13 protein-coding genes and 1 tRNA gene are annotated in these 14,903 nt (G+C 45.8%); 8 read left to right on the forward strand and 6 right to left on the reverse strand.

All coding sequences use genetic code 11. The features are described from left to right. The first annotated feature begins 316 nt into the window (after positions 1-316). The 5 genes from F458_RS0115295 to F458_RS0115320 all read left to right on the forward strand — a co-directional run bounded on the left by F458_RS0115295 (position 317) and on the right by F458_RS0115320 (position 5,026). Positions 317-1,285 (forward strand): hypothetical protein, encoded by a 969-nt coding sequence (locus tag F458_RS0115295; protein WP_018984311.1) that lies wholly within the window; start codon positions 317-319, stop codon positions 1,283-1,285. A 78-nt stretch (positions 1,286-1,363) separates the two neighbouring features. Beyond that, the gene (locus F458_RS0115300; RefSeq protein ID WP_018984312.1) at positions 1,364-1,600 is read left to right on the forward strand and encodes a helix-turn-helix transcriptional regulator; all 237 of its coding nucleotides are present in this window, start codon (positions 1,364-1,366) and stop codon (positions 1,598-1,600) included. Then, on the forward strand, positions 1,600-1,884 hold the full coding sequence (locus tag F458_RS0115305) for a hypothetical protein (RefSeq protein ID WP_018984313.1): 285 nt from the start codon (positions 1,600-1,602) through the stop codon (positions 1,882-1,884). Before F458_RS0115300 ends, F458_RS0115305 begins: the two co-directional genes overlap by 1 nt. Continuing rightward, a complete protein-coding gene (locus tag F458_RS0115310) occupies positions 1,871-3,514 on the forward strand; it encodes a replication endonuclease (protein WP_018984314.1) in 1,644 nt (547 codons plus the stop codon). Before F458_RS0115305 ends, F458_RS0115310 begins: the two co-directional genes overlap by 14 nt. A 426-nt stretch (positions 3,515-3,940) precedes the next feature. Beyond that, positions 3,941-5,026, forward strand: coding sequence for an ImmA/IrrE family metallo-endopeptidase (locus F458_RS0115320; protein WP_018984316.1), 1,086 nt, complete (start codon positions 3,941-3,943; stop codon positions 5,024-5,026). Here the strand turns inward: F458_RS0115320 and F458_RS0115325 are convergent. The 3 genes from F458_RS0115325 to F458_RS0115335 form a co-directional block, all read right to left on the reverse strand. Next, complete coding sequence (locus F458_RS0115325) at positions 5,023-5,970, reverse strand: alpha-glutamyl/putrescinyl thymine pyrophosphorylase clade 3 protein (protein WP_232362677.1); 948 nt, start codon at positions 5,968-5,970, stop codon at positions 5,023-5,025. The two genes, F458_RS0115320 and F458_RS0115325, sit on opposite strands and share 4 nt — an antisense overlap. Next, positions 5,967-6,953, reverse strand: coding sequence for a thymidylate synthase (locus F458_RS0115330; RefSeq protein WP_018984318.1), 987 nt, complete (start codon positions 6,951-6,953; stop codon positions 5,967-5,969). Before F458_RS0115330 ends, F458_RS0115325 begins: the two co-directional genes overlap by 4 nt. Before the next feature lie 146 nt (positions 6,954-7,099). Next, positions 7,100-7,176, reverse strand: a tRNA-Arg gene (locus F458_RS0115335). A gap of 398 nt (positions 7,177-7,574) precedes the next feature. On the opposite strand from F458_RS0115335, the gene F458_RS0115340 reads away from it, so the two are divergent. Then, complete coding sequence (locus F458_RS0115340) at positions 7,575-7,985, forward strand: c-type cytochrome (RefSeq protein WP_018984319.1); 411 nt, start codon at positions 7,575-7,577, stop codon at positions 7,983-7,985. 208 nt (positions 7,986-8,193) lie between these two features. After that, positions 8,194-10,794: a sensor domain-containing diguanylate cyclase gene (locus F458_RS0115345; protein WP_018984320.1), complete on the forward strand. Its 2,601-nt coding sequence runs from the start codon at positions 8,194-8,196 to the stop codon at positions 10,792-10,794. A 41-nt stretch (positions 10,795-10,835) separates the two neighbouring features. Here F458_RS0115345 and rep read toward each other — a convergent pair whose 3' ends face one another. Beyond that, positions 10,836-12,851 carry a DNA helicase Rep gene (gene rep, locus F458_RS0115350; RefSeq protein WP_018984321.1) on the reverse strand — a complete coding sequence of 672 codons (2,016 nt, stop codon included), beginning with the start codon at positions 12,849-12,851 and terminating at the stop codon, positions 10,836-10,838. Between the two features lie 114 nt (positions 12,852-12,965). On the opposite strand from rep, the gene ubiK reads away from it, so the two are divergent. Continuing rightward, entirely contained in the window at positions 12,966-13,232 is a 267-nt protein-coding gene (gene ubiK / locus F458_RS0115355; protein WP_018984322.1) for a ubiquinone biosynthesis accessory factor UbiK, read from the forward strand. Positions 13,233-13,240: 8 nt separating this feature from the next. On the opposite strand, the gene ubiA is transcribed toward ubiK, so the two are convergent. Beyond that, complete coding sequence (ubiA, locus tag F458_RS0115360) at positions 13,241-14,116, reverse strand: 4-hydroxybenzoate octaprenyltransferase (protein ID WP_018984323.1); 876 nt, start codon at positions 14,114-14,116, stop codon at positions 13,241-13,243. Positions 14,117-14,118: 2 nt separating this feature from the next. Next, positions 14,119-14,685, reverse strand: coding sequence for a chorismate--pyruvate lyase family protein (locus F458_RS0115365; RefSeq protein ID WP_018984324.1), 567 nt, complete (start codon positions 14,683-14,685; stop codon positions 14,119-14,121). Between the last annotated feature and the right edge of the window lie 218 nt (positions 14,686-14,903).

Here is a 14,903-nt window from a genome sequence, read left to right on the forward strand (position 1 = left end):
TGTTCATCCAGTTTATTAGATAAATAACAAAGCTAAAAGTTACGAATGCTAACATAAAGATTTTTGCTTTGTTTTACGCTAAAACTTCATTCTGATTCTTCCGGCTCAAATTTGCCTGTATGCCAGTTGTATGGTCCGGCAACTTTTCTGCCAACTGGCCAACGTTCTTCACTATGCTCACACTGTACCCAATTTGCACTTGTATATGTAACGTCGTCATCGCCGCAGTAAGGACACTGTTTATCATCCAACACCATCGTTATAATCTCCTTTTATCAGTTTCGTTTTGTAACTCAAACAATGGACATCGTGCATTATGCAGGAGAAAGCTTACTACAGGCTGAACGAGCTTCAGCATCATCACGGTATTACCGCAGATGAAATCCGTTTTTTAGTCGAGCAAAAACGTCTGCGCCTTTCCTTTCTGCTTCAAGGCATAAGTTTGATAGTGGGAACGCGTGTTAAACAAGGCTTTATTGGTCAAGGTTCGACAACTGTTGATGCTATTGCCTCAGTAGATATTCCTGACTCACTTGCGCTTTTAAGTCGGGGAAAGGTAAACACTAAGACTGTATACCTCAGACAAGCATCTTTTAAAGGCTACTCTTCAGCCTATCCATTTAAAACCAAGGCACCAAACTCAGAAATAATTGAATGGCATCCGACTGGACTGTCGACTCTTAAGCAGGGTGTCATCGTGGCTAAAAACTTTCCTCGCGAGCAACAGTCTGGTGCAGCAGCAATGGCTGATATCTTTAAAATGTTTAGTGGGGAGGCTACTCCACCAAATTACCTGAAGGAAAAAATAAAAAAGAACGGCGACACAGACCTCTATTGTGAAGAGTTTACGTTTTCCCTTTCTGACGCATGCCTGTTTGTTGATGATTTAAAATGTCATGGCCTATTAGGCTCCGATACCGCTTCTAAGCCGCATTCTTCTAAGCTAAAGGAGCAAAACGGAAGCGCTGATGGCAAGCCTAATAGGTCAACTGCTGAACCTAATAGGCAAACTCGCGCCACTTATTACAATCGTGGCTCTAAAGCTAAGCGCATTGTTTCAAACCTAATAGACCATTCACCAACCGCAACTGCTTCCGAGTTGTGGGCTCTTCTGCACGAATCCCAATCTGATGATGATCTTCTTGACCTAATAGACCCTGAGAGGGTGGTACTCGAAGTCACCATTGATAAGATTTTATGGAACGTGTCTGAAGAATTGCCGGAACGTCAGAAACAGATAACGAGAGGTACTTTCAATAATCATGTTACAGAGCTAAAAAAATAATCATGAATTCAATCATGTGATAGAAGGTGAAAGCTAAGTTCGCTCCTGAAATACAAACTTGTAATCAGGAAACGAACAATGACAATAGCAATCACACCCCGCCTTTTATCTGAAAAAGAGGCATCACAATATATCTGTATGAGCCGTTCTTTTCTGCGCCAGGCGCGGATGGACGGTAACCGCGAAAACCGTACACCGGCACCACCGTTTATCAAAATCGGCCGTTCTGTGCGTTACCTACGAGAAGACTTAGACGCCTGGCTGGAAAGCTTTGTTCGTCGCACTCACCTTTATCAAGATGAGAGGGCGGCATAATGAAAAAGTTAACTTCGAATCAAACTGAGCTGCTTCACTACTTTGCCAACGGCGGTTACGTCGAGCTTTGTACCTCTGTATGCAATCAGTTTGGCAAAACTAATTTCCCTAAAGTTTATCCGCTTAGTTTTTCAAAAACCGTACTGTACTCACTTATAAAAGAAGGCTTGCTCAGGCAATCAACAGAGCAATGCGTTTACGGCTTGCGATGGTCACGAGTAGAGATATCAGAACGTGGTATCAAACACGCTCAGGCATTGGAGGCATCTAATGAAACGGTTTAAAGAGTCCTCTATCGCAAGAACGCTGGACTTAATGGCTGGTAAAAAAGGTCAGTTCTATAGTTCGCTGGGTACTGAAGACCGGATTTTTGTTAAGAAGCAAATTTCCCACTTCCCGCAGGCCGTTCAGCAGATCCTAATAGGCCGTTACCAGGAATTCGATAAGCCTTTTAATGCGAATAGCTATTTGAGGCAAATCACCGCAAAGCTAAACGGCTTGTTACCTACCAAGTTAATACCTCACTTTGATGCTGGTGAAGCTGAGTTAAGGGAGTTAGCGGAAGACAATGCAAGGCGTTGTAAGCGCTTTGAACTGTATGCGGTAAAAAGTGATAAGCACCGTGCTGAAAACACTTCAGCTATTGGTCAGGGGCTTCGCACTACCTATGCAGAAGCATCAAAGTATGTGAGCGGCTACGGTATCGAATTACCAAAACTTACAGAAGATAAGATGCTAATAGGCACACTACGCAGAATGCAGGATGTGTATTGGTGGTTACGGCAATTGAGAAAGGTTGTTAGCCGCAAGCGTGAGATAGTGTTGATGCACCTGGGCCAGGTGCATAGTCGCAAAGGCAAATACTGTAGTGACTTCACCGTTCAATCTCGTTTAGCGCAAAAAGAGCTACAACGTAAAATGCTTGAAAACCTCGTTGTCGTTAATGAGGTCGGCGACTCATTTTCGTTAGCTGAATTATCGGATAAGAATGTTTCGAATCCCGTTAACAGAAAAAACGAGCTAATGACCCGCATGTTTGGCTTTGAAAAGCTTTCTAAAGAAGCCGGACACAAAGCGATATTCGTCACAGTTACCTGCCCTTCCCGCTTTCATAACACCTATGCAAAATCAGGCGACTCAAACCCGAAATGGGATGGTTCTACGCCCCGTGATGCTCAGGACTACTTAAACACTCTGTGGCGACGTATACGCGCCGAGTTCGACCGTCGTAAAATCCAGCAATACGGCTTTCGTATCGTTGAACCCCAGCACGACGGTACGCCTCACTGGCACATGCTGCTTTTTATCGAGCCTATACACGCTGATGCATTTAAATCAGTGATTACCCACTATGCCTTACAGGAAGACGGCGACGAAGCCGGTGCACAGGAAAACCGTTGTGATTTTAAAGATATTGATTATAGCCGTGGTAGCGCTACTGGCTACATTGCGAAATACGTCAGTAAGAATGTTAATGGCGAACAACTTGATAGTGATATTGATGGCGGTGACGCTATACACGCAGCTCAACGGGTGGAAGCCTGGGCGAGCTGTTGGGGTATTCGCCAGTTTCAACAAATCGGTAACGGTTCAGTCACCGTATGGCGCGAACTTCGCAGGTTAAAGCAGCTTGTTGGCTTGTCTGAATCTTTCGACGCAATTTATGAGGCTGCTGATAGTGGCGACTGGGCAAAATTTGTTGAGTTGATGGGCGGCGTGTTCTGCAAGCGGAACGACCAGCCTATTAGGCCGTTGTATAAGGAAAAGGTGAACGAGGAAACCGGCGAAGTGAAGCAAAGCTACTTCGACGGCGTTGTCACATTTGCTTTAAAAGGCGTGCAGTATGCAGGTAAAGAAGTTATCACCCGCGTTCACGAATGGCGCATTGAACATCAATCAGAAAGAGCCGCATAGCGGCTCATCTGCTTTTACTTGGAGTTCTGTAAATAAGTGTACGAAGTAGAAAAATAGTATCTTATGAAGCATAATGACAACATCGTCAAAAGGGATAAAGTCGTAGTAAGGTTTGGAAGTTTTTTTTTCATCTCCTGAGTTAAGGAGTATATGTACTGTGATCAAGATAATGGAGGACACTCTGGGACGTGAATGCTCTAGAGTTCTTAAACCATTGCTATTTGATTTCGAGGCAGCCTCTTACGCTTCGGATATACTTTCGTTCAGGAAACATACCGTTACTACACATCATGGAGCTGTCGCTTTGCTTTTCCCTCTTTTCAACGACTCAAACTTAATTGCAACCAACAACTCTCATTTAGTTGAGCCAGATAATACCTGGTCAAATATTTATAGAATCAAAATTGTGCAGATAGGGACAATACAATGAGCGATAATCTTGGATTTTCACCTGAATGGGCTTCTCCGCCAGGAGAAACTATTCGGACTATCTTGTATGAAAGAGATGTAGAAATTGATGAGTTTTCTAGCTTAGTAGGTATTGAACGTGAATTTTGCGAACGTATGTTACTCGGCTATGAATCAATTACGCAAGACTTAGCTAAAAGTATTGAAGAGGTCACTGAGGTTTCAGCAAAATTTTGGATCAATAGAGAGAGTAGATATAGGAAACAGCTCGATGCGTCACATGACGAGCGCATTCAATGGTTAGCGAGACTTCCTCTCAAAGATATGACCAAGTGGAACTGGATTCCTAAAGGGTTAAGGGTATGGGAAAAATTTGAAGCATGTTTAGATTTTTTCAATATACGATCTCTTGAGGAATGGGACGACAAGTTTTCTTCTCGCCTATCCAAAGTAGCATTTAGAACATCCAATTCTTTTGATAATTCGCCAGAGTCAGTAATAACTTGGCTATATCAGGCTGAAAAAATTGCAAAGCAGCAAAATATCGCCTCTTGGAATTCTGATAAGCTGTCTAGTTCTTTGCCTGAAATTAGAAAATTGACATTAATTGACAATCCCAAGGAGTTTGTACCCAGATTACGAAGCTTATTTGCATCTTGCGGTGTGAACTTAGTTTTATTGCCAACTCCAAAAGGAACCAGAGCCAGCGGTGCTACATTTTTTTCAAAAGAAAACGAGCCTATTTTAGTTCTAAGTTTTAGATACAAAACCAACGATCATTTCTGGTTCTCTCTTTTTCATGAAATAGGCCATCTTTTATTACATAGCTCTTCATCTATATTTATTGAAGGTAAAGATATCGCTAATTCTGAAGAAGAGAGAGAAGCCGATGTTTTTTCACAAGAAGCTCTGATTCCTTTAATTTATAGGGACGAGATGCTTAACTTTACACATAAGGATTGGATAAAAATAATAAGATTCTCGAAAAAAATCGGTATTGCTCGAGGAATAGTTGTAGGCCAGCTACAACACTGTGGAAATATCGATCACAAATACCTTAATAAACTAAAAGTTAGATACGACACAAATGGTTTATTTGATTAACCTCTGAATAATTTATATTTATTTGGTGACTTCTGCCAATTGCAAAGCGAATCTTCGAGTATTTGCATCGCATACGGTCCGAGATTTAATTCATGATTTAGTTGGGCTAGTTTAGTCTCTAGAGAATCAGCGCTATGGCCTCCATGCAGTCCAAAAAATAATAACGTAGCCCCTGGCCTTGGTCCAGTAGAACCAGAGATATATGCACTCTGAGGGTAAAAGTCAACAAGGTCTAACTTAGCCCACATAGTCAGCAAATCAAAAACACCTAAGCGACTAAAGGACTTCACATTACTTTTCATACCTTTGAAAAAATAATCAAACATCAAAGATTTATCATTATTTGTTGCATATTCAGCTTCGGATATTTTAGCAGCATGGCTGAAATGGCCTCCTATATAGTCAATATAACTTTTTACAACTACAGGCACTGAAAAAGCTGTGTCATACCTGAAAGATTGGTATTTCCTGTGATTGTTAAACTTTAACTTTTTCTTCTCACTAGAAATTTCAAAACTTGCGCGTCGAAACCACCTATCAAAGGCATCAAAGTTTGAAGTTATATTTTGCCAAGTCCATGGTTCGGTCTCGCCTCTTGCACCATATACATCTGCTACAATACTCCAGCCATAAGCTTGAGACTTTCCAAAGTGAGTTGCTAATAGCAGCAACCAGAATGCCTCGTCTGAATCTCCCTTCTTTTTATGTATAACCGCAGCCTTAAGAGGATCAAACAGTTCTGAATTAGGGTCAGCTCTAAATTCACTTAGCTCTAATTCGCTCAGTCTTTTAACGAAATCAATTCTTCGAATGCTATCTACAACCTGTCGAGCAAACACCGCCCTCCTTTCATCGTCTAAGATTCCAGGTAGTTCTACACTTTGGACACTGGCCAATTTCTCCAGGACTTCCTCAAATAAGTTCTGTTTTTTATTTTTCATCATTTTTTTCTTATTTTATCTATCAGTTTCTGAATGATGGGTTTGTAGTTGCTATTAGATAAGTTTTCAATCTGACTTTGGAGTTTTCGACATCCATCTAATGGATTGCTCTTATATATTTTAAAAGATTTCAACATTATTGTTAGATCTCCCCAATAAGGGGGAAGTTCAGCTGAAATACTTTCGCCTAATTCCCCTTTCCTGATCTCTTTTTCTACTTCAATGAAGTTTCTGACATCTGCATAAGAGTTTTCAGGCATTGGTGTCATTATAGGAGTTGGGTTAGGGTATCCTTCTTGATTGTAGCGCCCAATCAAGCCTGAATCCTCGTCATAAACGTGGAAGCTCCCGACAAAATGTTTGTAGCTACCAAGTTTGATTTTGCGATTTAATCGTGAAGATAGTTCACTTGCTACTAACTCTTGAAGCATTGTGAAGCAAAAAATATCGTGTGGAAGCCCACGAAATACGTCATTTGACCGCATAGTGGCAATAAGCTCTAGACAATTCTCCCTTAGAATGAACTGTAAAGTCTGTGTACAGGGTATATCTTTTTTTTTGTTAACTAAGTCATGCTTGTCAAATATCTGAATGACAGCTTGCCGAGAAGACGGCTTGTGCTCGAGGATAGAAATGATATTTTCAATCTGGTTTACTGAATCCGACTGCCCAATCAGTCGCGGGCCATACGCGCCTCCTACCGTTCCATCAAGCTCAGCATAATTTCTATAACGAGACAGATAGTAGATCATATGTTCGGCATCTTCTGAACCGCTTAGATACCAGGTCAACTCACCAAGACAACTATAAAGTGTATTTTTGCTCTCCGCTCGGCTTACCCTGTTGAGAGGATCAGATAGTGTTAGAAGAACCCCAGTCAATTCAAGGTTTTTGCCCTTAGTGGGAGTATTTTCTTTTCCTTGAGTTTTCAATATGCAGAGACTTGATCTGATGATCTCATCTATCGACTCACCTTCGATTTCCATTTAAGTTTTCAACTGTCATCCATGCTAGTTTCTGGATGCTAGCAAATTATTTGAATACATACAGCCAAAAATTTGCTACATATTTGCTACATATTTTGAAAAGGGAATTTTTCGAGGAGAGGAGTCGGGCTACAGCCCTTTAAAAATGGCGCACCCGATAGGATTCGAACCTATGACCTTTGCCTCCGGAGGGCAACGCTCTATCCAGCTGAGCTACGGGTGCGTACTTTAAAAACTTGTTTCTGACCCGTCCCTGGTGGGTCATTCCAGCCGCAACGTCCTGTTGCGGCGTTGCGTGCCTTTCGGCGTGACGTTAAGTCACCCCTCATCGCCTGCGGCGACCGGTACTCACCCAGCTGAGCTACGGGTGCGTATTGTGTAAACTTGTATCAACAACCAGTGACTTTGCGCAGAGGCTCAAGTCGGGAATGGCGTTGAGGAGCGCTATAATACTTACGCGAAGCGGTTGCATCAACCGTTTTATGTCATAAATCTGTATTGCGGTGCAGAAATTCAGTTTCGATTAAAAATAGGTTAATTGGCCCTAAATGGTTGTAGTCATTAAATAACCATTATAATCTTCATGAAATAGGCGTTTGAATACGATGCCCGGAGGCGGATGTGAAAGTAAAATCGTGGTTAGTTGCTGGCGCGATGACGTTAGCAGCAGTAGCGCAAGCTCAGGAAATGAGCGATGAAGCAATTAAAGAACGTATCAAACCGGTTGGTTCGGTAAACATTGGTGGCAACGATGCCCAGGGCGCAGCAGCTGGCGGCGGCGGTGGTGGAACCCGATCTGGCGAAGCGGTTTATAACAATGCCTGTGTAGCCTGCCATGGTGCTGGTGTACTGGGTGCGCCTAAGCATCAGGTTGCAGCCGACTGGCAGCCGCGCCTGGATGAGCGAGGCTTTGATATGCTACTGCAAAACGCCATAAATGGTTATAACGCTATGCCCCCGAGAGGAACATGTGGTGACTGTAGCGATGATGAAATCAAGGCAGCCATTGAATACATGATGGAAGGTATATAACTGTTTTGTGATGCGTTTCTACAAATAAAGTATGAGCATAGTGTAGTGTTATCTGTACAACGTGAGCGCGAATGTACGGCCCGCCTGGCTCTGGTCCGATGAGAATAAAATGCTGCATTTTTGCACAGAATGTGGCATTGAACTCAAAAATCAGTTAAGTTAACCCGTTAACGACCATTGGTGTTTTTGAGTAAAACTGGCTAACTTAATGTCGACAGAGTCTACGCAGTATCCGTTGTCTGAGGAAGAGCTTCGAGAGCTTATACCCCAGTTACAGCAACTGACTGAAAAATATAAGCGTGCAGAGCGGGTACAAAAAGCCTTGTTCGACATTGCCGAACTGGCCAGTTCTGTCAGCCAGCTAAACCGCCTTTACACAGCTATCCACGAAATCATTGGCGATTTCATGAACGCCGATAACTTCTTTGTCGCATTTTATGAGCGCGACGTTAATCTGATCAATTTTGCTTACTTTGTCGATGAGTTCGATGAACAAACCATTCATCAGGTTCCAGCACACGAGCTTATGGATGGCATTACCGGCTATATTCTGCGTACAGGTAATCATGTTTTTCTAGACAAACACAATGCAGATGCCTTTGCCGTTGATACCGGTGTCAAACTGGTCGGCGCGTTGCCTCACCAGTTTTTAGGTGTCCCCCTGAAAAGAGGCTCGCAGGTTATTGGCGCCATGGTAGTGCAGACCTACGATGAGGCAGTCTCTTATTCAAGTGAAGATCTTGAAGTCCTGCTGTTTGTTTCCCAGCACATTGTGACCACCGTCGACCGGGTAAAGAGCCGCGAGCTCACTGAGCGCACCATTCGTGACCGAACCCGGCAACTGCGCAAGATTAATGATGATCTGCAGGAAGAAATTCTGGAGCGTCAGAAAGTAGAACAGCTGCAAAATGCGCTGTTTGAGATATCAGAACTGGCCGCGCACGTGGAAGGAGATATGGGCAGTTTTTACTCCAGCCTGCACGTCATCCTGGCCCGACTCATCAGCGCCCCTAACTGCTATATTGCTACGCTCAATGACACCGGCGATAAACTCCATTTTCCTTATTTTAGTGACAGAGAGCAGGATAGCGCTGAAGTGCGTCCGCTCGGCCTGGGCCTGACTGAATTTGTACTGCGAACGGGTCAGGCAGAACTGATCAACCCACCCCGCGTGCTTGAGCTGGCCGAATCCGGCGAGATTGATGTGGATGTCGCCCAAAGTATGCTTAATAGTGCCAACTCCTGGCTGGGCTCGCCGTTGGTGGTCGATGGTGAGGTATCCGGCGTTATTGCGGTGCAGACTTACGGAAAACTGGCCAAGTATACCGCCCGGGATTTGGAGCTTTTACGGTTTGTGTCACATCACATTGCGGTGGCTATGGAGCGCAAGCGCAGTACCGATGCCATCCATCAGTATAATCAACAGCTGGAAGAACGGGTTCGCGAGCGGACCGAAGAGCTGAATAAAGTGAACGCCAGCCTGCGCAAGCAAATTGAAGAACGCAAGGAAATGGAGCTGAAGCTGATTCATGATGCCCATCATGATGCGCTGACCGACCTGCCCAATCGGGCGATGTTTACCAGTCGGTTAGATCTGGCGCTGGCCAACAAGCAGCGTTATTCAGAAAATCTGTTTGCGGTACTTTTTATCGACCTCGACCGCTTCAAGGTAATCAACGATACGCTGGGTCATCATGCCGGTGATGAGTTTTTGATTGAAGTGGCCCGACGCATTTCTCTGTGTATTCGCGGGCATGACTTACTGGCCCGTCTCGGTGGCGATGAGTTTGTGGTGTTGCTTGACGCTTTTGAAGATCTGGAAGATGTGGAAGAGGTAGCCTCGCGCATTATTGAAGCGGTGTCAGAGCCCTTTACCCTGGAAGGTAAGGACATGTACTCAGGCGCCAGCATTGGCATTGCCCACCTGGAAAACTATTACCGTTCGGCTGACGAGGTATTGCGGGATGCCGATGCGGCAATGTACCAGGCTAAAACGCTGGGCCGCGGTCGTTTTGTCATGTTCGACAAAAGTATGCGCGAACGGCTTCTTGAAGAGTTGGAACTAGAAAACGAGTTTCGCCAGTCGCTGCGCCAGGAAGAGTTTGACTGTTACCTGCAACCGGTGGTTAACCTTAAAACCGACGAAGCAATTTATCATGAAATGTATGTTCGCTGGACACATCCGCAATACGGTAAGGTCGCCCGTGAACAGTTTCGTCAGGTGGCAGAACAAAGTGGGTTAACACTGGACTTAGATTTGTACCAATTACACAAGGCCTGTGATTTGCTGCAAAACTGGAAAGAAACACATCGTCGCCCTACCCGTATTGCAGTAAATGTCTCTATCAATCACTTGCTGCAGCAGTCCCTGGTCAACAAAATTATCCGAATCATTGAAGAGCGTGGGACCTCGCCTGAAGAGCTGGTGTTTGAGTTTGATGAAAATGATTTAAACCGGCGCTCGCAATATATTCTGCCAGCCATTAAAAAGTTAAAACGTGCGGGCATCACGCTGGTCTTGGATAATTTTGGCAGTGGGCTGGCGTCCCTCAGCTATTTATTCGCCTATCCCTTTGACTACATCAAGGTCGATCACCGGTTTGTGAAGTCGCTGCCGCGCTCTCAGCGCAATCAGAAGCTGATTCAGTCGGTGATGCTGATTTCTGAACATCTGCGCTTTAAGGTGATTGCGGAGGGCGTTGATTCACCCTCACAGCTGGCTGCTCTGGCTGAAATTAACTGTAACTTTGCCCAGGGCAAGGTACTCAGCCGGCCTGAACCACTGAACAATGACCGGATAGCGGTTTAGTTACGTAACGCACCTGCACGTCCGGTTTCCAGTTGTACGGCTTAGTCCTTACCCAGCATTGCTCTTAAGTTGGCAATACTCTTGTGCCCCTTTTCCTGGCGCTCTTCTGCGCTTACCGTTTTTTTCTGGTTTTCCCACTGAAGATCATCCGGTGGCAGTTCATCTAAAAAGCGGCTGTGCTCTGGGTTGATGACCTCACCGAATTGCCGGCGTTCCCGGGCCAGGGAGAAGATCAGTTCGCGCTGGGCCCGCGTGATCCCCACGTAGGCCAGGCGGCGCTCTTCCTCTACATTATCTTCGTCAATACTGCTTTGATGCGGCAACAGGCCTTCCTCCATGCCGACTAAAAACACAATCGGAAATTCCAGCCCTTTCGATGCGTGCAAGGTCATTAGCTGAACCTGATCAGCCTCCGCATCATCTTCGCCCCGCTCCATCATATCCCGCAGGATCAGACGGTTAACGACCTCTGGCAGCGTCATTGGCGGGTCAAGATCATTACCTTCCAGCATATCGGTAACCCAGCCAAACAATGTGCTGATGTTTGCCATACCCATTTCTGCGGCTTTAGGCGTTTTGCTTTGCTCATACAGCCACTCTTCGTACTGCATGGATTTTATCATCTCCCGTAACACCGCTTTGGTGTCACCACGCTGGGCGTTATCCGACAACTCCACCATCCAGCGTCCAAAGCCTGCCACCCGCTGATACGCGCCGTCACTCATAACCTGAGACAACCCGTCATGCACCGCAGCAGCAAAAATAGACACGCCCAGTTCATTGGCAAAATTACCCAGCCGCTCCAGGGTGGCACGTCCTATTCCACGATGCGGGGTATTGATCACCCGCAACAGTGCATTGTCATCATCCGGATTCACCAGCAGGCGCAGATACGCCATAATATCTTTCACTTCTGTGCGCCCGAAAAATGACATGCCGCCACTGATTTTGTAAGGGATACGGTTACTCATCAGCAGCTTTTCAAATAACCGGCTCTGGTGATTCCCCCGATACAAGATGGCGTAATCTTTAAATTGGGTGCGATTCATAAACTTGTGCGCAATAAGCTCGGCCACTACCCGCTCGGCTTCATGCTCTTCGTTTTTCGCCACAATGACTTTTAGAGGTTCGCCATATGCCAGTTCAGAAAAAAGCGTTTTGTCGAACAGGTGCGGGTTGTTCTGAATCAGAATGTTGGCGCTGTGCAAAATCCGGCCTGAGGAACGGTAATTTTGCTGTAGTTTTATAACATTGAGTCGCGGGAAATCCTGCTGCAGCAGGTTGAGATTCTGGGGCCGTGCACCCCGCCAGGAATAGATGGACTGATCGTCATCGCCTACCACGGTAAAACGGGCGCGTTCACCCACCAGCAGCTTCACCAGCTCGTACTGACTGGTATTGGTATCCTGATATTCGTCCACCAGCAAATACTGCAATCTACGCTGCCACTTTTCACGGATAGTTTGCGAGCTTCTAAGCAACAATGTCGGCAGTAAAATCAGATCGTCAAAATCCAGCGCATTATAGGCTTTTAAATGGTTCTGATACTCCCGGTAGGCCTGTGCAAACTCTTTTTCACCGGTGCTAGTGGCTTCCCTAAGCAACTCATCGGGTAAGCGCAGGTCGTTCTTCCAGTTTGAAATACAGCTTTGCAATAGCGAGAGCTGATCTTTGTCACCATCCAGCATGTCCTCGGTTAAATCTTTTAACAGAGCCATCGAGTCTTTGTCATCGAACAAAGAAAACCCGGCTTTGAGACCTAAATCTTTAACATGCGATTTAATGATACGCAGGCCCAGGGTATGAAATGTTGAAACCTTGAGACCTCGCGCTTCGCTTTTACCCAGCGTTTGCGCCACCCGCTCTTTCATTTCCCGGGCGGCTTTGTTGGTAAACGTCACCGCTGCAATATACCGGGCGGGGATGTCACACTGGCGCACCAGATAGGCAATCTTATTGGTGATTACCCGGGTTTTACCACTACCAGCACCGGCCAGAACCAGACAGGGTCCTGACACGTATGTAACTGCAGATTGTTGGGCATCGTTTAAACGCATGAATTCACTACCGGAAAATTGCTGAATTTAGGGTAAAGGTGGTTTTCGTTGCATGTGCCCGACTTCTCTTTAGAATAGACAGACTCATGCTGTGGCGCATTATAGAGGAAAACCATGCTCGATCCGAAAAAACTCGAAGAACTGGCAAAACAAATTTCAGGTGCAGTGCCACCGGGCGTTCGCAACGCAGCCGAGGGTGCCGAAGGCCGTATCAAGCAGATTTTGCAGGCGCAGCTTGCCAAACTGGACCTGGTAACCCGTGAAGAATTTGATATTCAAAGTCAGGTATTAATCCGTACCCGCGAAAAGCTTGACGCGATGGAAGCCCGGCTGGCCGAACTTGAAGGTAAAAATCCGGCCTCAGAAAAGAAAAGTCAGTGATTACTCTGCTAACGAATAATTAAATAATGCAACAGTAAACCTACGGAAAATGCCAGGCCAATGTAATGGTTATCCAGAAAAGACTGGAAGCAGGCCTGGCGATCCCGATGGCGAATCCGTACCTGTTGATAGGCAAACAAACTGGCGCAGACCAGTAACGCCAGGTAAACCACCCAGCTGGCATTGATTAGCATGCCAACCCATGTCAGTAAACCCAGCGTAGCCAGCTGCAAAATACCGATAATAAGCCGATCGTAGCGGCCAAATAAAATAGCACTGGATTTGATCCCGACTTTTAAATCATCCTCTCGGTCGACCATGGCATACATACTGTCATAAGCCACTGTCCACACCACATTCGCGGCAAACAGCACCCAGGCCACCAGCGGCAACGTTTCGTTAACTGCCATAAATGCCATCGGAATTGCCCAGCCAAAGGCGGCGCCCAGCACAGCCTGCGGCATATGCGTATAACGCTTCATGAAGGGATAACAAAAAGCCAGCGCCACCGCGACGAATGACAGCGCGATGGTTTGCCAGTTTAAAAACAGCACCAGAACAAAAGATAGGCTCACGAGCAAACCGAATAGCTGCAACGCCTCTTTTTCTGTGGCCTGGCCTGAGACCAAGGGGCGCTGACGGGTTCGCTCCACCGCGCCATCCACTTTTCTGTCGGCATAGTCATTAATTACACAACCAGCTGAACGCATCAGTACCACCCCGGCCACAAAAATGGCGATAATATGCAGCGCAGGCACGCCCTGGCCAGCAATAATCAGTGCCCACAGGGTCGGCCACAGTAACAGATAAATACCAATAGGTTTATCCAGCCGGGTTAACTGAATATAAGCGCTGATATTTGAAAACGAGAGACGATTATCCATGCTTATCCATTCTTGTAGGCGGGGGCGTCCGGTAAAAAGATCTCAGCGACAATTATATAATCATTGCCCATGTGAAACCGTGAGCGCCTGCCCCATAGCATCGTCTGCTGAGGCCCGTCTGACTGCTCTATCTGCCTGTTGGAGAAATCAAATGCGCTGGCCGGCACCTCACAGAGTTCAAAATTACTGCGTATGAAGCGGTCATCATTGAATAATCTGACGCCCAGAGGTTGGGTACCCAGATTGGCCAGCTCACTGGTTATCAGTGTTTCAGGCAGAACAGAGCGGGCAAATACCCAGGGGGCACCATCGCCATACAGCACGACTTCTCTTATCTGCCAGCTCTTCTGCGAAGCAGTGGGCAGCCAGCGCTTTTCGTTAGCGTACAGCGGCACCTCGCCCTGTCCCAGCCGGGTTAATGAGAAAGTATCACAACACTCCTGCAACCGCTCTGTGAGCGATCCGGTATCCAGCAGCCATCGCCGCAGGTTTTGTGAAGGTATGTGAGCATGGCTGGCGTGCATCCACTGCACCGATACACCGTGTTCAAAAGGAAAAGTTAATTCCAAAGACTAATTCACTCTTGCTGCTTTGCGCGTTATCTTAGCATTACGTATTAAATGGTCCCAGTCTGTTATCAGCATACAGACGGTAATTTTCCCGTTTAATGAATCTTCTTTGCTAAACTATACAGTCACTTGTATCTGGCAATAACTCATTTAAGAAAAGCTCTCTTATGAATAAGCGTTTTTTTAGCTGCCTCGTTGTTACTCTTTGTGGTGTGTTT

Origin of the sequence: Salinimonas chungwhensis DSM 16280 (genome assembly GCF_000378185.1) — a bacterium.
In the GTDB taxonomy this organism is placed as follows: Bacteria; Pseudomonadota; Gammaproteobacteria; order Enterobacterales; family Alteromonadaceae; genus Alteromonas; species Alteromonas chungwhensis.

What these genes read in the sequence shown, in the direction of transcription:
- F458_RS0115295 (WP_018984311.1), top strand. Translation starts at nt 317, where the DNA reads ATGCAGGAGAAAGCTTACTACAGGCTGAACGAGCTTCAGCATCATCAC.
- F458_RS0115300 (WP_018984312.1), top strand. Translation starts at nt 1,364, where the DNA reads ATGACAATAGCAATCACACCCCGCCTTTTATCTGAAAAAGAGGCATCA.
- F458_RS0115305 (WP_018984313.1), top strand. Translation starts at nt 1,600, where the DNA reads ATGAAAAAGTTAACTTCGAATCAAACTGAGCTGCTTCACTACTTTGCC.
- F458_RS0115310 (WP_018984314.1), top strand. Translation starts at nt 1,871, where the DNA reads ATGAAACGGTTTAAAGAGTCCTCTATCGCAAGAACGCTGGACTTAATG.
- F458_RS0115320 (WP_018984316.1), top strand. Translation starts at nt 3,941, where the DNA reads ATGAGCGATAATCTTGGATTTTCACCTGAATGGGCTTCTCCGCCAGGA.
- F458_RS0115325 (WP_232362677.1), bottom strand. Translation starts at nt 5,970, where the DNA reads ATGATGAAAAATAAAAAACAGAACTTATTTGAGGAAGTCCTGGAGAAA.
- F458_RS0115330 (WP_018984318.1), bottom strand. Translation starts at nt 6,953, where the DNA reads ATGGAAATCGAAGGTGAGTCGATAGATGAGATCATCAGATCAAGTCTC.
- F458_RS0115345 (WP_018984320.1), top strand. Translation starts at nt 8,194, where the DNA reads ATGTCGACAGAGTCTACGCAGTATCCGTTGTCTGAGGAAGAGCTTCGA.
- rep (WP_018984321.1), bottom strand. Translation starts at nt 12,851, where the DNA reads ATGCGTTTAAACGATGCCCAACAATCTGCAGTTACATACGTGTCAGGA.
- ubiK (WP_018984322.1), top strand. Translation starts at nt 12,966, where the DNA reads ATGCTCGATCCGAAAAAACTCGAAGAACTGGCAAAACAAATTTCAGGT.
- ubiA (WP_018984323.1), bottom strand. Translation starts at nt 14,116, where the DNA reads ATGGATAATCGTCTCTCGTTTTCAAATATCAGCGCTTATATTCAGTTA.